Origin of the sequence: Marinomonas algae, from assembly GCF_047525555.1 — a bacterium.
GTDB lineage: Bacteria > Pseudomonadota > Gammaproteobacteria > Pseudomonadales > Marinomonadaceae > Marinomonas.
Map to the genome: position 1 here is coordinate 136,974 of NZ_JBLIXK010000004.1, position 20,147 is coordinate 157,120.

A 20,147-nucleotide genomic window follows, 5' to 3' on the forward strand; every position below is an offset into this window, starting at 1 on the left:
TTCATGATTGCGGGATCCCAGTTCACGAAATACGGGATCCCACACTTAAGGCGATTAAACGTCTAGGTTGGCGACGCTTAAGGCGTTGTCTTGGATGAAGTTACGGCGTGGTTCCACTTCGTCACCCATTAAAGTGGTGAACATTTGGTCAGCGGCAACGGCATCGTCAATGGTAACGCGAAGCATACGACGCGCATCTGGGTCCATTGTGGTTTCCCAAAGTTGCTCTGGGTTCATCTCACCCAATCCTTTGTATCGCTGGATGGTCATGCCACGAGAGGCTTCTTTCATCAACCAGGCTTTCATGTCACTGATCGTGCTGACTGGCTCGCGACGCTCGCCACGTTGAATGTAAGACTCATCACCAAACAATTCTTCAACAGTTTCTGCCATAGTCACAATGCGCTTGTACTCAGGCGAGTTGAAGAAAGTGCCTTCAAAGCGGTAACGGTTTGATACGCCGTGAGACATGATATCGACAACAGGTAAGAAGATATTACGCTCTTCGTCTTTCTCAACAGAGAAGTCAAAACGGAAACCTGTACGGGCATCTTGTGGCATTTGGCTACGAATCGCTTCAACCCATTCAGCTACAAAGTCTTCTTTCACTAAATCTTCTTGAGTCAGTGGTTTGCAGTACAGAAGTTTGCTCATAACATCTTTTGGATACACACGAGCCAAACGTTCTAGGTCTGCTTCAATTTTGATGTAATCACGAACCAGTTTCGCTAATGGTTCGCCTTGAATGCCTGGAGCATCTTCGTTTACGTGCATGTGAGCGCCATCCAAAGCCACTTCGATCAAGTGTTGATCCAAAGCCGCTTCGTCTTTGATGTATTGCTCTTGCTTACCACGTTTGATTTTGAACAAAGGCGGTTGAGCAATGAAGATATGACCACGTTCGATGATCTCTGGCATTTGACGGAAGAAGAAAGTCAAAAGCAGGGTACGAATGTGTGATCCATCCACGTCGGCATCGGTCATGATAACGATGCTGTGGTAACGCAATTTATCAGCGTTGAATTCGTCACGGCCGATACCGCAACCTAATGCGGTGATCAGAGTGCCTACTTCCGCTGAAGAAAGCATCTTGTCAAAGCGCGCTTTCTCGACGTTTAGGATTTTACCTTTAAGCGGCAAAATCGCTTGTGTACGACGGTCGCGACCTTGCTTAGCAGAACCACCAGCGGAATCTCCCTCCACTAGGTAGATTTCAGAAAGCGCTGGGTCTTTTTCCTGACAATCGGCCAATTTACCTGGCAAGCCTGCGATGTCTAATGCACCTTTACGACGTGTCATATCACGGGCACGACGCGCTGCTTCACGAGCACGAGCGGCATCGATCATTTTGTTAACGATGATTTTCGCTTCGTTTGGTTTTTCAAGCAGATATTCAGCAAAGCGTTTTGCCATTTCTTGCTCAACGGCTGTTTTCACTTCAGAAGAAACCAGCTTGTCTTTGGTTTGAGAAGAGAATTTAGGGTCTGGCACTTTCACAGACACAATGGCAGTTAGACCTTCTCGGCTGTCATCGCCTGTTGTTGCGACTTTTTGTTTCTTCGCCAAGCCTTCACTTTCAATGAAGTTGTTTAGAGTTCGCGTTAAAGCGCCACGGAAACCGGCTAAGTGTGTTCCACCATCACGCTGAGGGATGTTGTTGGTGTAACAGTAAATGTTTTCTTGGAAGCCTTCGTTCCACTGCAATGCTACTTCTACTGCGATGCCGTCTTCTAAGTCATCACGCTGGCAAATGAAGTGGAAAATGTCATTGATCGGCGTTTTGTTGGTGTTCAAATGCTCAACAAAAGAACGCAAACCACCTTCATAGTTAAAAAATTCTTCTTTGCCGCTGCGCTCATCTTTCAAGTGAATCGCCACACCAGAGTTTAGGAATGACAGCTCACGAAGACGTTTCGCCAAAATATCGTAGATGAAAAGAATGTTGCTGAAGGTTTCAGCAGAAGGCTTGAAATGAACCGTTGTACCTGCGCCGTCAGTATCGCCAACGATCGCCAATGGTGCTTGTGGCACACCATGTACATAATCTTGTTCGTAAATTTTGCCATTCTTACGAATGGTTAGAGTCAAACTTTCAGATAGGGCGTTTACAACCGAAACCCCCACACCATGCAAACCGCCAGATACTTTATAAGAGTTATCGTCAAATTTACCGCCGGCATGCAATACCGTCATGATAACTTCGGCAGCAGAAACGCCTTCTTCTTCGTGCATATCGACTGGGATACCACGACCGTTATCTGATACAGAAATCGATTCGTCAGGGTGAATGAGGACAGTAATGGTGTCACAGTGACCTGCTAACGCTTCGTCAATGGAATTATCGACCACTTCGAATACCATGTGGTGCAAACCAGTACCATCGTCTGTATCACCAATGTACATTCCTGGACGTTTACGTACGGCATCTAGCCCTTTGAGCACCTTGATACTGGACGAATCGTAATTATTTTCACTCATTTAACTCTCCTGCAAACCATTGCTCAATAAAGACAGCTCGCCATTATTCATTGAAAACTGGCGAACGTCTGTTGTGTTGGCCCAAGTAAAATCGGTTGTATCAGGCTCAACACTGGTAATAAAAATTTGACTTTCTAACGACTCCAACAACTGACAGAGTTTCTGTCTGTGGTTAGCGTCTAACTCAGCGGGTAAATCATCCACCAAAAACACCAAAGGACGCCCCATGTCGATCAGCAGTTGCCCTTGGGCAATTTTGAGTGCTGAAACTACAAGTTTGAGCTGTCCACGAGACAGCGTATCTAACGCATCACCCGTTGCTGTTTTTACTCTTAAATCTGCTCTTTGCGGGCCAGTATGAGTGTAACCAAGTTCAATATCTCGGCTACGCCCAGCCTCAACCGCCATTTGTAAGCTTTTCTGCGAATCCCAGCCTTGAAAAAACTGTAAATCCACCGAAAGCTCCGTTGTTAACAAAGATAATACCTGAACAAAATGCGGTATTAGCTTTTCAACATAGGCTTTTCGAGACTCGTTCACTTGCTCGCCAAGACGAATTAATTCTTGATCGAATGCCGCTAATAAACTGTCAGACATTTTACCACGTCTGAGCAAGGTATTCCGCTGTTTTAATGCTTTTTGCCAGCCTCGCCACGCCTGAATGAAGTCTTTATCGAAATGGAAGGCTCCCCAGTCGATAAATTGGCGTCGGATGCTGGGTGAACCTTCTAATAATTGGAAAGTATCAGGGTTAATTAGCTGTACTGGAAGACGTTCAGCAAGCTCAACAACCGATTGCGCCCGTTGACCTTGAATACGCACATCAATTTGGCCATCACGGTGACGCTGCAAACCGACGGGAATGGGACTGCCATGCTCTTGATGTAATTGAGCAAACACCAAACAATGCTCTATTTCATGCTGAATGTAGGTTTTATGTTTGTGGCTACGAAAAGAACGGCCAAAAGATAACAAGTGAATCGCTTCTAATATGGACGTTTTTCCGCTGCCATTTTTGCCAACAATCACATTCACTTGGGGTGAAGGTTCAAAACGCACACTTGAAAGGTTGCGAACATGAGAAATGTCCAGACGCACCAGTGGCATAACGCTTAAACCTTAATCAGGGTAGGGAAGACCCGTTTGGCTTTTAACGCGATAAAACGCCAAACGGGGGGGTTCTCATTCATCTCATTAGAGACGCATTGGCATCACAACGTATTGTGCTGCATGGCTTTGAGCTTCTTCGATCAAAGCACTGCTGTTTGCATCGTTTAATGACAAACGTACTTCTTGCGTATCAACAACACCAAGAACATCAAGCAAGTAACCGACGTTAAAGCCTACTTCAATGTTATCGCCTTGATATTGAACCAATACGGATTCTTCTGCTTCTTCTTGCTCTGGGTTGTTCGCAAAGACTTGCAACATGCCATTAGAAAGAATCAGACGAACGCCACGGTATTTTTCGTTCGACAAGATAGAAGCACGTAAGAATACTTGGCGAAGCTCTAAACGATCCGCAATGACGATCTTCTCGTTATTACGTGGAATCACTCGATGATAATCAGGGAATTTACCGTCCACCAGCTTAGAAGTGAAAATGTAATCCGCTACTTTTGCACGAATGTGATTTGTACCTATTGATAACTCAACAACGTCATCTGTATCGCTTAGTAAGCGATTCAATTCTAGAACGCCTTTACGAGGCATAATAACTTGCGTCAAATCACCAGATACTTGAGCATCTTCAACCGCTGTTGCTAAACGGTGTCCGTCAGTTGCAACAACACGCAATTGGCCATCAGCGACTTCTAGCAACATACCATTTAGGTAATAACGAACGTCTTGGTTCGCCATGGCAAAGCCCGTACGGTCGATTAAACGGCGTACGCTGTTTTGTGCAATCGCAACCGTTAAGTCACCTTGCATGTCTTGGATGTTCGGGAATTCATCGGCAGGCAATGTGGATAAGCTAAAGCGTGAACGGCCAGAACGAATGACGGCTTTTTGGTCATCTAATGTGAACTCAATCACAGCGCTGTCTGGTAGGCTTTTACAAATATCCATTAGCTTACGAGCAGGAACCGTAATACGACCTTCTTCACACTCATCTAGTGGCACATGGCCAATCAACTCTACTTCTAAATCTGAGCCAGTTAAAGTCAGTACTTGGTCTTTAACTTCTACCAAAACATTGGCCAAGACTGGCATTGTTTGTTTGCGCTCTACCACGCCAGCTACGAGTTGTAGTGGCTTGAGAAGTGTCTCGCGGACGACTGAAAATTTCATTATTTTCCTCGTAAACTCAAAGTCTTAGACCATCAAGTGGTCAGAATTCGCATTAATTGTTTGTAATCTTCACGGATATCGGAATCGGTATCTTGCAGTTCTTTAATTTTACGAATCGCATGCAAGGCTGTCGTATGGTCACGACCACCAAATGCATCACCAATTTCTGGCAAACTGTGATTCGTAAGCTCTTTCGCTAATGACATGGCCACTTGGCGAGGGCGAGCAACTGAACGACTTCGACGTTTAGACAGCAAGTCACTGATCTTAATTTTGTAATATTCCGCCACAATTCGTTGGATATTATCAATGTTCACCAACTTATCTTGCAAGGCCAAAAGATCTTTTAATGATTCACGGACGAAATCTGGCGTAATTGCTCTTCCCGTAAAATGAGAATTAGCAATAACGCGTTTCAAAGCACCTTCTAATTCTCGCACATTGGAGCGTATTTTCTGCGCGATAAAGAAAGCAGAATCATAGGATAACTTAATACCACTTTCATCCGCTTTGCGCATTAAGATTGCGACTCGTGTTTCCAGTTCTGGCGGTTCAATGGCAACCGTTAATCCCCAGCCGAAGCGGGATTTCAAACGGTCTTCTAAACCTTGAATCTCTTTCGGGTAGCGGTCACAAGTCAGAATCATTTGCTGACCACCTTCTAGCAAAGCGTTGAAGGTGTGGAAAAACTCTTCTTGTGTTCGATCTTTACCGGCAAAAAACTGAATATCGTCAATCAATAAAGCATCAACTGAACGATAGTAACGTTTAAAGTCATTAATGGCGTTTAATTGCAACGCTTTAACCATGTCCGCCACAAAACGCTCTGAATGCAGATAAACCACTTTCGCATTCGGATTATGGCGCATTAGCTCAGTACCAACGGCTTGCATTAAGTGAGTTTTACCCAGACCAACGCCACCGTAAATAAAGAGTGGGTTATAAGCACCGCCTGGATTTTCTGCTACTTGCAATGCGGCAGCATGAGCTAGTTGGTTCGATTTACCTTCGACGAAGTTATCAAAGGTAAATGAGTTATTCAGGTTGGCTCCGTGATTAATACCACCTTCTACTTGTACCTTACGCTTCGGCGCTGACAAAGGCAGTTGTCCTTGTTCGTAAGGTTCAAGATCACCACTGAGTCCTTTGCCTGTTGGCGAAAGAGTGAGCGGCGCTTCAAACTCAAGATCCGCATGAGGCGTACCTTCTTCATCATCCATTAAACCAAAACCAGGACGATAGCCAGATTCTCTCGCCACTTCATTATTTAAAGGACTAGGGCTGGGCTCATTCGAAACAGGTGGAGGAGGCGGTGACATAGAGCCCGCTTGTGCAAAACTTTGCGCTTTGACTTCAAGCTTTAATGTAGGGGCAAGACCATCGCCAGCAAATTCGGACAATAGCTCTTTAATGCGCGTTTGATATTTATTGCTCACCCAATCCAACACAAATCGGTTCGGTGCACTTAGGCACAACTCTCCGTTAGGCATCATTTCAGCCTGTAATGGACGAATCCAGGTGTTGAACTGAGATGTGGAAAACTCCCCCTGCAAACGCTGCAGACAAAGATCCCAATGCTCCAAAGACACTGTAGACGTACTCCTTGAGTTGAATGGCAGATAAGAAGCGGATTTTACATCGGACGATTTAAGTTATCCACACATAAATAGAATAAAAGCAAAACACTTCTTCCACGAGAAAATGTTTATAACACCTAAAGTTATACACAACAGTAGATAAAAAATATATTTTGTGTATAAAACACTAGGTTATACACACTTAAAAATTTGTTATTTTTAACTTACTCACAAAAAATATTAAAAATAACTCTCTGATTTTTATACACATTAATTCAAAAAAAACGGAACCTGTGGATATAAATTAAATTATTAAAAATTTTTATCCACTAAAGGGGTAAAAGTCTGTGTATAAGCATGTAATGGATTGTGTGTCTATTTATTTAACAAAATAACGAGGTTAAGCATTGAATTTACTGGGGAAAGGCTCTAAAATCCGCGCCCTGATTTAACAATCAAATGTAGAGGCTTGGCGACCGCTAACCCTCAAAACTGAAACACTGCTTCAGTGAGAGAAAAACGATGAAAAGAACTTTCCAACCTAGCGTTTTAAAACGCAAACGTAACCACGGATTCCGTGCTCGTATGGCTACTAAAAGCGGACGTCAAATCGTCGCTCGTCGTCGTGCTCGCGGCCGTAAGGTATTAAGCGCATAAACACGCTGATGACCGATGATTATTGTTTTCCCCGGCATGTCAGACTTCTGAATGCCGGGGATTATCAATCAGTCTTTAACAACACCTCCGCAAAAGTCTTTGCAGGCGAATTCCTTTTATTGGCACGAAAAAGAGATGATAACCAAACTCGGTTAGGTCTTATTGTGTCTAAAAAAACGGATAAACGTGCTGTAGGCAGGAATCGTATCAAACGTTTGGTGCGTGATTCCTTTCGTCACCACAAAACCCCTCTTGCAGGTCTCGATATTGTTTTCTTGGCGCGCCAAGGAATCAAAGAGCTGGATAACCCTAATTTGCACAGTCGACTCGATAAAGCATGGAGCCAACTGGCAAAAAAAGCGCTAAAACCATCTCAAAATAAAAAACGCGAGCACTCTAAGCAAAAATAGGCTGAAAAAACTGCCAAAGGCTGTTTTAATAACGCGTGATTTTAATCAGGGTTCTCTGAACCTATTGTCCAACCAAACAAATTAGTTGAATACCATGGATTTCAGACGTTACTTTTTATGGGGTGCGCTTTTTATCAGTGGCTACCTGCTGTTTTTACAGTGGAGCCAAGATTATGGTCCTCAGTCGACTCAAAGCGTAGCTCAAAGCACTCAAACCGAAACAAACTCTCAAGTTAGCGATGATTTGCCTTTAGCATCTCAAAGCACAACCGACGCCAATGCCGAAATTCCTCAGAATGTAACCACTGTTGCACCAGGAAAACTCATTGAAGTAACAACCGATACACTTCGTGTTGCTATTAACCCTGTTGGTGGTGACCTTGTTAAAGCAGCATTGCTGAATTACAAAAAAGAATTAGGCCAGCCTGACTCTTTCGTCATCTTAGAAGACAACACTGAACGTACTTATATTACGCAAAGTGGTTTGATCGGTAAAAACGGTCCAGACGCTTCAGTAGAAGGTCGTCCGGTTTATCAATCAGAACAAACATCCTATAGCTTGATGGATGGCGAAGATTCCCTTGATGTGAACCTGTATTACACAGACGCAAAAGGCGTGAAATACACCAAAACCTTCCGTTTCACGAAAGGTAAATACAGTATTCGTCAGCTAATTACCGTTGATAATGCTTCTTCCGATGTTTGGATTGGTAACTTATTTGCGCAAATTAAACGTGACAATTCAGAAGATCCAAGCCAAGCAAGTGGTATGGGCTTACAGCCTTACCTTGGTGGCGCGATTTCTGATGAAGAGAATAAGTACAACAAGATCTCTTTTTCCGATATGGAAGAAGATCCTGTTAAGAAATCAACCACTCAAGGTTGGGTAGCTATCTTACAACATTACTTTGTTTCTGCTTGGATTCCTGAGCAAGGCAAAAAAGTAACACTGCAAGCTCGTACAAATAATGGTTTCAACATTATTGGCTTTACAGGCTCAGCGGTTGAAGTTGCACCAGGCAAACAAGGTACTTTGGCATCTACGTTTTACGTTGGTCCAAAACTACAAGATCAACTTGAAGAAACAGCTGCAAACCTAGACTTAACCGTAGATTACGGTTGGTTATGGTGGTTGGCTAAGCCTTTATTCTGGTTACTAACAGCAATTCAATCTGTTGTGATCAACTGGGGTGTGGCTATCATCTTGATCGTAGTGTGTGTGAAAGCCATCTTCTTCAAGCTTTCTGCGGCAAGTTACCGTTCTATGGCTAAAATGCGTAAATTCGGGCCTGAAATTGCTAAGCTGAAAGAACAGTATGGCGATGACCGTCAGAAGATGTCGCAAGAAATGATGTCTTTGTATAAGAAAGAAAAAATTAACCCCTTGGGCGGCTGTTTACCTATTTTGGTACAAATGCCAGTTTTCCTTTCTCTATACTGGGTATTAATGGAGTCGGTTGAGTTACGTCATGCACCATTCTTCTTATGGATTAATGACTTGTCAGCAATGGACCCATTCTTTGTACTGCCTATTTTGATGGGTGTGAGTATGTTGGGACAACAAATGCTGAACCCAACACCGCCAGATCCAATGCAAGCTAGAATCATGAAGATCATGCCGATCGCATTTACTTTCTTCTTCTTATGGTTCCCATCTGGTTTGGTTCTATACTGGGTATGTAATAACACCTTGTCGATTGTACAGCAGTACATCATTACCAAACGCATTGAAAAAGAAGCCTAACACGCCAAAGAGCGACGTTAAGTTTCGATAAGAAAAGGCTTCCCTTGGGAGGCCTTTTTTACGTTTAGATTGCCATCACTTCCTTGCTAACGGACAATGGCTAATATTCCTGTTTTACCGCACAGAGTTTAATTATGACTGATTTCCAATACGCCACAGACCAAGACACTATTGCCGCGCAAGCCACTGCTCCTGGCCGAGGTGGCGTAGGGATAATTCGTTTATCAGGCCCGAAAAGCCTAGCAATCGCAAAACAAATTGTTGGCTTTGAGCCTACACCTCGCTACGCCCATTATGTGCCGTTTAAAGACGCAAATAGCGAGCAGCTTGATATGGGATTGGCTTTGTACTTCCCAGGGCCAAACTCCTTTACGGGTGAAGACGTTTTTGAACTTCAAGGTCATGGCGGACCCGTTATTATGGACATGCTGTTAAGCCATTGTGTGGCGCTTGGTGCCCGTTTGGCGCGTCCAGGTGAATTCTCTGAACGAGCTTTCATGAACGACAAAATGGACTTAACCCAAGCTGAAGCCATTGCAGATTTAATCGACAGTACTTCAGAGCAAGCCGCAAAATGTGCCTTACGCTCTTTACAAGGTGCCTTTTCTAAGCGTGTCGAAGAATTGGTTGAAGCCTTGATCCATCTACGAATTTACGTAGAAGCGGCAATTGATTTTCCTGAAGAGGAAATCGACTTTATTGGCGATGGTAAAGTTGCCAGCGAACTTTCTGGTATTCAAGCCAAGTTGCAAACCGTCCTGAAAGAAGCCAATCAAGGCGCTTTGATCCGTGAAGGTATGAACGTCGTTATCGCTGGTCGCCCAAATGCTGGTAAATCCAGTTTATTGAATGCTTTATCGGGTAAAGAATCCGCCATTGTGACTAATATTGAAGGGACAACCCGCGATGTTTTACGGGAGCATATTCACCTTGATGGCATGCCTTTGCACATCATAGATACTGCAGGTTTACGAGATAGTCCAGACGAAGTAGAGCGTATTGGTATTCAGCGCGCATGGGACGAAATCAATAAAGCCGATCGTATTTTAATGATGGTCGACAGCCAATCAATTGATTCAAAAGACCCAAGTGAAATCTGGCCTGAGTTTATGGAAAAACTGGGTGATACCAGTCATTTAACACTGGTACGCAATAAAGTGGATTTGACCAAAGAAAGCACTGGTATAGAAACTGTTCAAGGCGTCTCTGTGGTCTCTCTGTCAGCAAAAACAGGTGAGGGTGTTTCTGACCTGACGGAACATTTAAAAGCCGTTATGGGCTTCGACAGCACCACAGAAGGTGGTTTTATTGCTCGTCGTCGACACATAGAAGCACTTAACAAAGCGAAGCGATTCCTTGATGCTGGTGATGAGCAATTACATGGCTACGGAGCAGGGGAATTACTGGCTGAAGACCTAAAAGAAGCGCAACAAGCATTAAGCGAAATCACCGGTGCATTCACCAGTGACGACTTGCTTGGCCGCATCTTTGGTTCATTCTGTATCGGGAAGTAATTTAGAAAACCTCAGTTAATGAGCATTAACTGAGGTTTTGTCCTAGTTTTAGCATGGATGCAATATTTCGTGATGAGTTAATCAAGTTTACTTCAGCTTGAGCCAACACATTATCTAGACTGTCTAGAGCGGGAATAATCGGAAATATTGCCTTCATTCCATGACTCAAAATAGCATCAGCGTCTTTACCTAAACTACCTGCAATCCCAATAGTCGCGACGTTTTTCAGGTTGGCTTGTTTTAAAACACCCATTGGGGTTTTACCAAAAACTGTTTGACCATCGATTCGTCCTTCACCTGTAATTACTAAATCTGCGCCTTCTAATGTATCCGCGAATCCAACGGTTTCCATGACGATTTCGATGCCAGGTTTTAAGGTGGCATTTAAGAAGGTTTTTACACCTAATCCCATGCCGCCTGCTGCACCAGCACCAGGCTCTAAACGATGATCCTCAAAGCCGGACTCCGCGATAACATCAGCAACATATCCCAAAGTATTATCTAACAAAGCGACTATTTCTGGCGTAGCACCTTTTTGAGGGCCAAAAATAGCCGACGCGCCACGCTCGCCACATAAAGGGTTATCTACATCACAAGCAACATCTATCTGACATTGGGAAAGTAAAGGATGAATTTGGGACATATCAATGGTCTTGAGTTGGGCAAGCGCTTCACCACCAAAAGCAAGTTCTTGCCCTTTATCATCTTTAAACTGGACACCGAGTGCTTGTGCTAATCCTGCACCAGCATCATTCGTTGCACTACCACCGAGCCCGAGAACAATGTGTTTAATCCCTCGGTCTAACGCGTCTTTGATCAGTTCACCTGTGCCAAAGCTGGTGGTGTAAAGAGGATTTCTTTGCTCTCTTGGTACCAAGTGCAAACCAGAAGCCGAAGCCATTTCAATCACGGCTGTGGTTGCCAATTCTCCTTCTTTGACCCCTAAAATACCGTATTGCGCCATGACTTTATTACCCAATGGTCCAGTCACTTCAAGGTCAACAAAATGACCTTGAGTAGCATCAACCATAGATTGAACGGTTCCTTCACCACCGTCAGCCATGGGGACTTTAATGTATTCTCCATCCGGGAAAATATAGCGAAAGCCGATTTCAATAGCCTTAGCAACTTCTAAAGCGGTTAGGCTTTCTTTAAAAGAGTCTGGCGCAATAATAATTTTCATATTCGTCCTTTTCTCGGCAATTAAAGAGAAGAGGCCAAGCGGTTTATTGATTTTTAACCTTTACTAAAACTCGGCCACGTACTTTACCATCAAGCAATTTATAGGCCGTTTCTACAACATCGTCCAATTCGATCTCTGTACTGATGGCATCATAATCCTGTGCTGTCAGTAATTCGCTTAATCTTTGCCATGCTTCAATACGGTCAGCTTTTGGACGCATAACACTGTCGATACCAATTAAACGCACGCCTCGAAGAATAAAAGGCGCAACAGAAGCAGGGAAATCCATTCCTTGTGCCAGTCCGCAAGAGGTAACAACACCACCATATTTGGTGCTCGCACAAGCATTAGCAAGAGTATGACTACCAACACAATCAATAACCCCAGCCCAACGCTCTTTTTGCAGCGGTTTACCCGGTTCAGATAACGTCGCTCTATCGATGATTTCGCTGGCTCCTAAAGACGTCAAATAATCCGTTTGTTCCATTCGCCCAGTAGAAGCGACAACGCGATAACCTAGCCTATGTAATAAGCGAATCGCAAAACTTCCCACTCCGCCATTAGCTCCCGTGACTAATATTTCACCTGAATCAGGTGTAACACCTTGTTTTTCAAGCGCTAAGACAGAAAGCATAGCAGTATAACCTGCTGTACCTATCGTCATAGCTTGCTTTGGATCTATACCTTTAGGTAAAGGAATCAACCAATCGCTTTTGAGTTTGGCTTTTTCAGCCAATCCACCCCAATGAGCTTCACCGACACCAAAACCATTTAACAAAACCCAATCGCCTTGCTCAAAGGCAGTAGAATCACAGTGGTTAACCTGACCAACCAAATCAATACCAGGAACCATAGGAAAAGAGCGTACAACAGGTGCTTTACCTGTGATTGCCAAACCATCTTTATAATTTAATGTGCTGTAATGAACATCGACTAATACATCCCCTTCAGGTAGTTGATCTTCATTTATATCAACAACTTGAGCTGATTGTTGTTTGTCTTTTTGAGTTATTAATAAACCTTTAAACATAAAAACCTCCAATTTTAGACCGATCGTCTATTTAATTAGCTAAAAAAACTAAGTGAGAACTTAGCTTCTAAAAAGTGTTACTTGTCTTGCTGTATTGTATATATGAAAAAATCTAAGAAAGCGGATAACGGCTGAGTACTTTTCACCAATCGAGCACGATGAACGGCACCTTCCCAACCAATCCAGAAAATTTGTGACATATCTTCTGTAGTCTGCTCACTCGTCACTTCTTTTTGCTTTTGACCTTCTGCCAAGCAGTCTGCAACGCGATTTTGCCAACTTAAATAGGTTTCTTGTAAGCGCTGACGAAAAATGTCCGACAATAAAATGGATTCTTGCTCTAAATTTCCGACTAAGCACCCTCGCTTAAAATCATGACGAATAATCCCATTTTCAGCGTCTTGAGCAAAATTTCGTAGCCGCTCCAAAGGCGTAAAAGCATCATCCAGTAAAAATTTATCTAACTTGTTTTCAAAATAGCGGCTGTATCGTTCAAGCACAGCAATACCGAAAGCTTCTTTACTGGAAAAGTAGTGGTAAAAAGAACCTTTTGGAACACCAACTGATTTTAGAATGGGATCAATCCCACTGTTCATAAAACCTGTTTCAGTCAAAATTTGCATACCAGCTCGCAGTAAAGACTCGCGAGTATCAAATGTATCGCTTGATTGCTTTTTTGGACGACCACGGCGCGGTTTACTTGGCAAACCACTCATGGTCTGTGTCTCGTCAACTAAATTGGACAATGAAATAACCTATCGGGAAAAAGTTAGATCTAAAGAATTTAGACCAGTCGTCTAATAAAATCAAATTTGGATCTCGCTTTATTGAAAAATGCTGACTACACCATGTGTGCCCAATCTATTTTTTAGCATTCGCCCATTACGCTCAAAGTTACTCACAATAAAAGAAGACAGTGGAAATAATCTCTCTTTTTACACACATGGCGAAAAAGCCATATAAATCAGCGCTTCTTAACATTATCCACTTTCATAAAGTTACTTACTTTGTTCCAAGAGCAAACTTTTTTATTTTTTTGCTTGTGGATTATTTTTTTGAAGAAACCCCAGTTAAACCTCACAAAATAGACATAAAACATATAAAAAACAGATAGTTAAAATTTTCAATTTGTTTTTCTCTATCTGTTGATAAGTACGGTAATAGGTTGATAAGAAGTTTTGCACAGTTTTTAACAACTTAGAAAGAAAATTCACACAGTGTATAAGTAGCACTTTTATGCACAGGAATAGGTTATCCACAGCACAGGAAGAGAAGGGTGTGATTAACAAGATGTTATTCACATAGAGTGATGATATATAAGAGAAAATAAGAGTTATATACAGATTTTGTCTTGCTATATAAACATAACAGACATAAAAGATCTTATATACTTACTTATATATATTAATATTGATGACCGGAGTTTAGAGATTCGATCGCTTTCTTTTTAAAAATTTGCCTATATACTAAGCGGCCTAATCAAGCGTTGATCGTTTTTTATTCATTTCCTGTTTATATAGTAATACCGAGGTTCCTGTGGATTTCCCAAGTCGTTTTGATGTAATTGTGGTTGGTGGCGGACATGCTGGTACAGAAGCGGCTTTAGCTGCTGCTCGCATGGGTGTCAAAACATTATTACTTTCCCACAACATTGAAACGTTAGGACAAATGTCCTGTAACCCTGCAATTGGTGGTATAGGGAAATCACATCTTGTAAAAGAAATAGATGCATTAGATGGCGCTATGGCTTTAGCAACAGATCAAGCTGGTATTCAATTTAGAACCTTAAACTCCCGAAAAGGCCCTGCCGTTCGAGCAACTCGTGCTCAAGCTGACCGTATTTTATATAAAGCCGCGATTCGTCATAAATTAGAGAACCAAGAAAATTTATGGCTTTTCCAACAATCTGCTGAAGATCTGATTGTTGAAGACGGCGCTGCTCGTGGTGTTATTACTCAAACTGGAATACGCTTTAACAGTAAAACAGTTGTATTAACAGCTGGCACATTTTTGGGCGGCATTATTCACATAGGTTTAGAAAATCATTCTGGTGGCCGAGCTGGTGATCCTCCATCTATTGGTTTAGCAGAAAAACTACGCGCTTTACCATTTCGAGTTGATCGTTTAAAAACAGGTACACCACCTCGAATTGATGCTCGTTCTGTTGATTTTTCTCAAATGCAGGCACAACCAGGTGATGATATAACGCCAGTAATGTCTTACATGGGCAACCGTGCAATGCACCCGCGCCAAATCGAATGTTTTATCACTCATACCAATGAACGTACTCATGACATTATTCGTTCTGGTATGGATCGATCTCCTATGTATACAGGTGTGATTGAAGGTGTTGGCCCTCGTTACTGTCCTTCAATTGAAGATAAAATTGTTCGCTTTGCCGACAAAAACTCACATCAAATCTTCATTGAACCGGAAGGGTTAACCACACACGAACTTTACCCAAATGGTATCTCGACATCTTTGCCGTTTGACGTTCAAATTGAACTTGTTCGCTCAATGAAAGGGATGGAAAATGCTCATATTATCCGTCCTGGATACGCTATTGAGTACGATTATTTCAACCCTCAAGATCTCAAATATTCTTTAGAAACCAAACACATGCCTGGTTTGTTCTTTGCGGGACAAATTAACGGCACAACAGGTTATGAAGAAGCAGGCGCTCAAGGCTTATTAGCTGGAATGAACGCTGCATTACTGGCTCAAGATAAAGACGCTTGGACACCTAGACGTGATGAAGCGTATCTTGGCGTGCTGGTGGATGATCTAATTACGATGGGAACGAAAGAACCTTACCGTATGTTTACCAGCCGTGCGGAATATCGTTTGATTCTTCGAGAAGACAATGCCGACATGCGTTTAACTGAAAAGGGACGTGAGCTTGGCTTGGTTTCTGATGAGCGTTGGGCTGCGTTTTGCAAAAAACGTGAAGCAATAGAAGTTGAAACTCAGCGTCTTAAATCTAGCTGGATTGTGCCTAAATCACCAGAAGCAGAGATTATCAATCCAAAACTTGAAACGCCTATTACTCACGAATACAGCTTGTTGGATTTGCTTAAGCGTCCAAACATTGTTTATTCCGATGTGGCTAATTTGAAAAATGCACCTGAAGAAGCCGTTGATGAGCAAGTTTCTGAACAAGTTCAAATTGCCGTGAAATACGCAGGTTATATTGCCCGCCAAGCAGAAGATATTGAGCGTTTACGTCGACAAGAAAGCACACCTTTGCCTGCTGATTTGGATTACAGCAGCATGGAAGGCTTATCGAATGAAGTGAAGCAGAAGCTGAACCAAATTCGACCTGAAACGCTAGCAGCGGCATCTCGTATTCAGGGTGTCACCCCAGCTGCGGTTTCTTTACTTTTGATTCATTTGAAAAAACGTGCCATTGCACAAAAAACTGCCTAGAATCATCGTCCGTTAATAATTTATAGAAATGGATCGACAGTGACACATTTTGACACCATCAAAAAAGGCGCCCTAGAAATGGGCGCTTCTTTATCTGATGAAACAATTCAGACACTTGTTCATTATTTGGCCATGCTTGAAAAGTGGAATAAGGCTTACAATCTAACCGCGATTCGTGATGTCGAGCAAATGATCACATTGCATCTACTGGATAGTTTGGCGACTTTACCCTACATAACAGGTGAAAAAATCATCGATGTTGGCACTGGACCTGGTTTACCCGGTATGGTCCTTGCAATATGTTATCCCGACAAACAATTTACCTTGTTAGACAGTAACGGAAAAAAGACGCGTTTCTTAACTCAAGTGAAAATGGAGTTGGGCATCAATAACGTCACAGTAGCGAATGAAAGAGTTGAAAAACATGCTCATCAAGGCGAGTATGATCACGTCATTTCGCGAGCCTTTGCTTCGTTACAAGATATGATTAACTGGACTTTACCCCTGCCTAAAGAAACTGGTAATTTTTTAGCCATGAAAGGGGTTTATCCTAGTGATGAAATCGCGGCATTACCAAAAGAGGTTGATGTTATTTTGACAGAACCTCTCAATGTGCCAAATATTCAAGCGGAGCGTCATATGGTAGTGATGACACGTAAAGGATAAAGAATGGCTAAGATCATCGCAGTTACCAATCAAAAAGGTGGTGTGGGAAAAACCACTACCTGTGTTAATTTGGCGGCTTCTCTTGCCGCAATGAAGCGTCGAGTTTTGCTTATTGATCTCGATCCTCAAGGTAACGCTACGACCGGAAGTGGACTAACAAAAGAAGAGTTAGAGACAAGTGTATTTGATGTCTTAGTTGGTACGCACGGCGTAAAAGAAGTGATGAAAAAAAGTACTCCAGGTGAATATTGGGTACTGCCTGCAAATGGTGATTTAACTGGCGCAGAAGTGGCTTTATTAGATCTACCAAGTAAGGAAACGCGCTTGAGAGCAGGGCTTTATGAAGTTGATAATGACTTTGACTACATTCTGCTCGATTGCCCGCCATCTTTGAATATGTTGACGGTTAATGCCTTAGCGGCATCTCAAGGGGTATTGATCCCTGTTCAGTGTGAATATTACGCTTTGGAAGGTTTAACCGCGCTATTACAAACCATTGAACGCATTACTCAAGCATTAAATCCATCATTAGAGGTCGAAGGTATTTTACGAACCATGTATGATCCTCGCCCTAGTCTGACTCACGATGTTTCTAGTCAGCTTCATAAATATTTTGGCGACAAAGTATATGACACAGTCATACCAAGAAACATTCGCTTAGCTGAGTCCCCAAGTTACGGTTTACCTGTTTTGCATTACGAAAAACAATCTCGTGGTGCAATTGCTTACTTAGCATTAGCCGGTGAATTTATCAGAAAGTGTGTAGTTTGATGATTGCCTTAAAGGCATATTTTCATATCAATTAAGGTTAATGAAATGACGATGAAAAAAAGAGGTCTAGGCCGCGGTTTAGATGCCTTATTAGCACCACAAGCCACTGCTACAAAAGAAGTGGAGAATGGTTCTGACGATCAAATTAAAGGCTTAACCTATTTGCCTGTTGATTGGTTGTCAAAAGGTAAGTTTCAACCTCGTCGTGATATGAATTCCGCACAATTAGAAGATTTAGCATCTTCTATTCGAACTCAAGGCATTATGCAGCCTATTGTGGTGCGCCCAAATGGTCATAATCAGTATGAAATTATTGCTGGTGAACGACGTTGGCGCGCGGCAAAATTAGCCGATTTAACACAAGTTCCCGTTATTATTCGTCATGTTGAAGACGCAGACGCCGTGGTATTGGCGCTAATCGAAAACATTCAAAGGGAAGATCTAAACCCTGTTGAAGAAGCATTAGCGCTACAAAGATTGATTGAAGACTTTAATTTAACTCAGCAAGAAGTCGCTGATACAGTGGGTAAATCCCGCTCTACAGTAGCGAATTTGTTGCGTTTATTAGGTTTAACCCCAGAAGTTCGACGTTTGTTAGAGCATGGTGATATTGAAATGGGGCACGCCAGAGCACTTTTGCCTTTGGAGCATGACAAACAAATCCAAGCCGCTTCTCAAGTGGTGACGAAATCCTTATCTGTTCGTGAAACCGAAAGGCTTGTTAAGAACTTTCAAGTCACTGATAAAGTTGAGAATAATAAACCTTCTCTGCCTGATTTAAGTGCAGAGGCTGAAAAGATCAGTCAGAAGATCAATGCTGCGGTAAAGATCCAACCTTCAGCCAAAGGAAAAGGTAAGCTGGTGATTGAGTATCGAAACCCAGAACATCTAGAACTCTTGATTAGCGAGCTTTTAGAAGGAAAATAAATCATTTTCACAAGTTATTTTTTGTATCTTTAAGAGATTGCTAGAAAGTCATTTTGCCACTCACTTTAAGTTGAACACGACAGCTATTACCCATATAATGCCTCGAATTTTATAAATTATCACATTGATTGCACTTTTACGGTGCGAGATAGAGAGTCAGATAATGGAAGCAAATAAGCCGCTCAGTGCAAGCGCAATTTTAAGCGCAAGAAAGCGAGCTATATTCCGCTTTGTGTTATTGCAATTTTTACTCACTATTTTTATATCTTTGGGAATTTTTTACATAACGGACGGTCTGAAAGGCTACTCTTTTTTACTCGGAAGTTTGTGTAGCGTTTTACCTAGCCTTTATATGGCATGGCGTGTTTTTGGGTATAAAGGCGTTCGTTCAGCAAAAAGTGTCGTTAGATCATTCTATCGAGGGGAAGCCGGTAAGTTGGTAATGACAGCGGTTTTATTGTCGCTGGTTTTTCTCTTGATAAAGCCTTTGTCTGTTGGAGCTTTTTTCGCAGGCTTTGGTTTTGCAGTTTTGAGTCATTGGCTCAGTCCCATCTTGCTAAAATAATTGTTAGCAATGAGGGAATACAGGTTTAATCATTAAGAGAGCGTGGATGTAAATATGGCAAGTGAAAATCCAAATGCTTCCGAATACATAAAACATCACCTTCAGAATTTGACCTTTGGTCAGCATCCTGACGGTAGCTGGGGTATTGCGGAAACATCTCAAGAAGCAGCTGAAATGGGCTTTTGGGCAATTCATTTAGACACTATGGGTTTTTCTATTGGTCTAGGTATATTGTTCCTTTGGCTATTCCGTATGGCGGCTAAAAAGGCTTCAACTGAAACACCATCAGGCTTACAAAACTTTGTAGAGCTTATGGTTGAATTTGTTGATAACTCAGTTAAAGAGAGTTTTCATGGCAAAAGTAAAGTCATAGCACCATTGGCGCTGACGATTTTTGTCTGGATCTTTTTGATGAACTTGATGGACTTAATCCCTGTAGACTTCGTGCCTCGTATCGCGCATGACGTATTCGGCTTGGATTATTTCAAAATAGTTCCGACAACAGACATTAATGCTACATTAGGCATGTCTTTGTCTGTGTTTTTCTTGATTATTTTCTACAGCATCAGCATGAAAGGTTTCGGTGGATTTGTTAAAGAGTTAACGCTACAGCCTTTTAATACACCTATTATGATCCCATTCAACTTTGTGTTGGAAATGGTAGGTTTGCTTGCTAAACCGGTTTCATTAGCATTGCGTCTATTTGGTAACCTTTATGCAGGTGAATTGATCTTTATACTAATTGCTGTTTTACCTTGGTTCGCACAATGGGTTTTGTCGGTACCATGGGCAATATTCCATATCTTAGTTATTACACTGCAAGCATTTATCTTTATGATGCTGACCATTGTTTACCTAAGTATGGCGCACGAAGAACACTAATGATTTTGTAATACCCTTGTTTTTT

General features: G+C 42.3%; 17 protein-coding genes. 10 read left to right on the forward strand and 7 right to left on the reverse strand.

Features of this window, described 5'->3' with window-relative positions:
• Window positions 1-54: 54 nt before the first annotated feature.
• The 4 genes from gyrB to dnaA all read right to left on the reverse strand — a co-directional run bounded on the left by gyrB (window position 55) and on the right by dnaA (window position 6,359).
• Complete coding sequence (gene gyrB, locus ACMUMQ_RS08580) at window positions 55-2,478, reverse strand: DNA topoisomerase (ATP-hydrolyzing) subunit B (protein WP_414681576.1); 2,424 nt, start codon at window positions 2,476-2,478, stop codon at window positions 55-57.
• Entirely contained in the window at window positions 2,479-3,585 is a 1,107-nt protein-coding gene (gene recF / locus ACMUMQ_RS08585) for a DNA replication/repair protein RecF (protein WP_414681577.1), read from the reverse strand.
• An 87-nt stretch (window positions 3,586-3,672) separates the two neighbouring features.
• The gene (gene dnaN, locus ACMUMQ_RS08590; RefSeq protein ID WP_347983668.1) at window positions 3,673-4,770 is read right to left on the reverse strand and encodes a DNA polymerase III subunit beta; all 1,098 of its coding nucleotides are present in this window, start codon (window positions 4,768-4,770) and stop codon (window positions 3,673-3,675) included.
• A 32-nt stretch (window positions 4,771-4,802) separates the two neighbouring features.
• Window positions 4,803-6,359, reverse strand: a complete 1,557-nt coding sequence (dnaA, locus tag ACMUMQ_RS08595; RefSeq protein WP_414681578.1) for a chromosomal replication initiator protein DnaA — start codon at window positions 6,357-6,359, stop codon at window positions 4,803-4,805.
• Between the two features lie 510 nt (window positions 6,360-6,869).
• Between dnaA and rpmH the strand changes: the two genes are divergently transcribed.
• From rpmH to mnmE, 4 genes are all read left to right on the forward strand, one after another.
• Complete coding sequence (gene rpmH / locus ACMUMQ_RS08600; RefSeq protein WP_084035504.1) at window positions 6,870-7,004, forward strand: 50S ribosomal protein L34; 135 nt, start codon at window positions 6,870-6,872, stop codon at window positions 7,002-7,004.
• A gap of 8 nt (window positions 7,005-7,012) precedes the next feature.
• Window positions 7,013-7,414 carry a ribonuclease P protein component gene (gene rnpA / locus ACMUMQ_RS08605; RefSeq protein WP_317005567.1) on the forward strand — a complete coding sequence of 134 codons (402 nt, stop codon included), beginning with the start codon at window positions 7,013-7,015 and terminating at the stop codon, window positions 7,412-7,414.
• Between the two features lie 94 nt (window positions 7,415-7,508).
• The gene (yidC, locus tag ACMUMQ_RS08610; protein WP_414681579.1) at window positions 7,509-9,158 is read left to right on the forward strand and encodes a membrane protein insertase YidC; all 1,650 of its coding nucleotides are present in this window, start codon (window positions 7,509-7,511) and stop codon (window positions 9,156-9,158) included.
• A 134-nt stretch (window positions 9,159-9,292) separates the two neighbouring features.
• Window positions 9,293-10,672 (forward strand): tRNA uridine-5-carboxymethylaminomethyl(34) synthesis GTPase MnmE, encoded by a 1,380-nt coding sequence (gene mnmE / locus ACMUMQ_RS08615; protein WP_414681580.1) that lies wholly within the window; start codon window positions 9,293-9,295, stop codon window positions 10,670-10,672.
• 25 nt (window positions 10,673-10,697) lie between these two features.
• Here the strand turns inward: mnmE and ACMUMQ_RS08620 are convergent, their stop codons facing one another.
• The 3 genes from ACMUMQ_RS08620 to acuR form a co-directional block, all read right to left on the reverse strand.
• Window positions 10,698-11,855, reverse strand: a complete 1,158-nt coding sequence (locus ACMUMQ_RS08620) for a glycerate kinase family protein (RefSeq protein ID WP_414681581.1) — start codon at window positions 11,853-11,855, stop codon at window positions 10,698-10,700.
• A gap of 43 nt (window positions 11,856-11,898) precedes the next feature.
• Window positions 11,899-12,885: an acrylyl-CoA reductase (NADPH) gene (gene acuI / locus ACMUMQ_RS08625; protein ID WP_414681582.1), complete on the reverse strand. Its 987-nt coding sequence runs from the start codon at window positions 12,883-12,885 to the stop codon at window positions 11,899-11,901.
• A 77-nt stretch (window positions 12,886-12,962) separates the two neighbouring features.
• A complete protein-coding gene (gene acuR / locus ACMUMQ_RS08630) occupies window positions 12,963-13,631 on the reverse strand; it encodes an acrylate utilization transcriptional regulator AcuR (RefSeq protein WP_414681583.1) in 669 nt (222 codons plus the stop codon).
• 790 nt (window positions 13,632-14,421) lie between these two features.
• Here acuR and mnmG point away from each other — a divergent pair.
• The 6 genes from mnmG to atpB all read left to right on the forward strand — a co-directional run bounded on the left by mnmG (window position 14,422) and on the right by atpB (window position 20,122).
• Window positions 14,422-16,311, forward strand: coding sequence for a tRNA uridine-5-carboxymethylaminomethyl(34) synthesis enzyme MnmG (gene mnmG, locus ACMUMQ_RS08635; protein ID WP_414681584.1), 1,890 nt, complete (start codon window positions 14,422-14,424; stop codon window positions 16,309-16,311).
• Between the two features lie 39 nt (window positions 16,312-16,350).
• Window positions 16,351-16,977, forward strand: coding sequence for a 16S rRNA (guanine(527)-N(7))-methyltransferase RsmG (rsmG, locus tag ACMUMQ_RS08640; protein WP_414681585.1), 627 nt, complete (start codon window positions 16,351-16,353; stop codon window positions 16,975-16,977).
• A 3-nt stretch (window positions 16,978-16,980) separates the two neighbouring features.
• Window positions 16,981-17,748 (forward strand): ParA family protein, encoded by a 768-nt coding sequence (locus ACMUMQ_RS08645; RefSeq protein WP_414681586.1) that lies wholly within the window; start codon window positions 16,981-16,983, stop codon window positions 17,746-17,748.
• Window positions 17,749-17,793: 45 nt separating this feature from the next.
• Window positions 17,794-18,675: a ParB/RepB/Spo0J family partition protein gene (locus ACMUMQ_RS08650; RefSeq protein WP_414681587.1), complete on the forward strand. Its 882-nt coding sequence runs from the start codon at window positions 17,794-17,796 to the stop codon at window positions 18,673-18,675.
• Between the two features lie 163 nt (window positions 18,676-18,838).
• Complete coding sequence (locus ACMUMQ_RS08655) at window positions 18,839-19,240, forward strand: ATP synthase subunit I (RefSeq protein WP_414681588.1); 402 nt, start codon at window positions 18,839-18,841, stop codon at window positions 19,238-19,240.
• 54 nt (window positions 19,241-19,294) lie between these two features.
• On the forward strand, window positions 19,295-20,122 hold the full coding sequence (atpB, locus tag ACMUMQ_RS08660) for a F0F1 ATP synthase subunit A (protein ID WP_414681589.1): 828 nt from the start codon (window positions 19,295-19,297) through the stop codon (window positions 20,120-20,122).
• The last annotated feature ends 25 nt before the right edge of the window (window positions 20,123-20,147 follow it).

Excerpts from the sequence above, each read along its gene's own strand:
- gyrB (WP_414681576.1), bottom strand. The coding sequence starts at position 2,478 with ATGAGTGAAAATAATTACGATTCGTCCAGTATCAAGGTGCTCAAAGGG.
- recF (WP_414681577.1), bottom strand. The coding sequence starts at position 3,585 with ATGCCACTGGTGCGTCTGGACATTTCTCATGTTCGCAACCTTTCAAGT.
- dnaN (WP_347983668.1), bottom strand. The coding sequence starts at position 4,770 with ATGAAATTTTCAGTCGTCCGCGAGACACTTCTCAAGCCACTACAACTC.
- rpmH (WP_084035504.1), top strand. The coding sequence starts at position 6,870 with ATGAAAAGAACTTTCCAACCTAGCGTTTTAAAACGCAAACGTAACCAC.
- rnpA (WP_317005567.1), top strand. The coding sequence starts at position 7,013 with ATGACCGATGATTATTGTTTTCCCCGGCATGTCAGACTTCTGAATGCC.
- yidC (WP_414681579.1), top strand. The coding sequence starts at position 7,509 with ATGGATTTCAGACGTTACTTTTTATGGGGTGCGCTTTTTATCAGTGGC.
- mnmE (WP_414681580.1), top strand. The coding sequence starts at position 9,293 with ATGACTGATTTCCAATACGCCACAGACCAAGACACTATTGCCGCGCAA.
- ACMUMQ_RS08620 (WP_414681581.1), bottom strand. The coding sequence starts at position 11,855 with ATGAAAATTATTATTGCGCCAGACTCTTTTAAAGAAAGCCTAACCGCT.
- acuI (WP_414681582.1), bottom strand. The coding sequence starts at position 12,885 with ATGTTTAAAGGTTTATTAATAACTCAAAAAGACAAACAACAATCAGCT.
- ACMUMQ_RS08645 (WP_414681586.1), top strand. The coding sequence starts at position 16,981 with ATGGCTAAGATCATCGCAGTTACCAATCAAAAAGGTGGTGTGGGAAAA.
- ACMUMQ_RS08650 (WP_414681587.1), top strand. The coding sequence starts at position 17,794 with ATGACGATGAAAAAAAGAGGTCTAGGCCGCGGTTTAGATGCCTTATTA.
- ACMUMQ_RS08655 (WP_414681588.1), top strand. The coding sequence starts at position 18,839 with ATGGAAGCAAATAAGCCGCTCAGTGCAAGCGCAATTTTAAGCGCAAGA.
- atpB (WP_414681589.1), top strand. The coding sequence starts at position 19,295 with ATGGCAAGTGAAAATCCAAATGCTTCCGAATACATAAAACATCACCTT.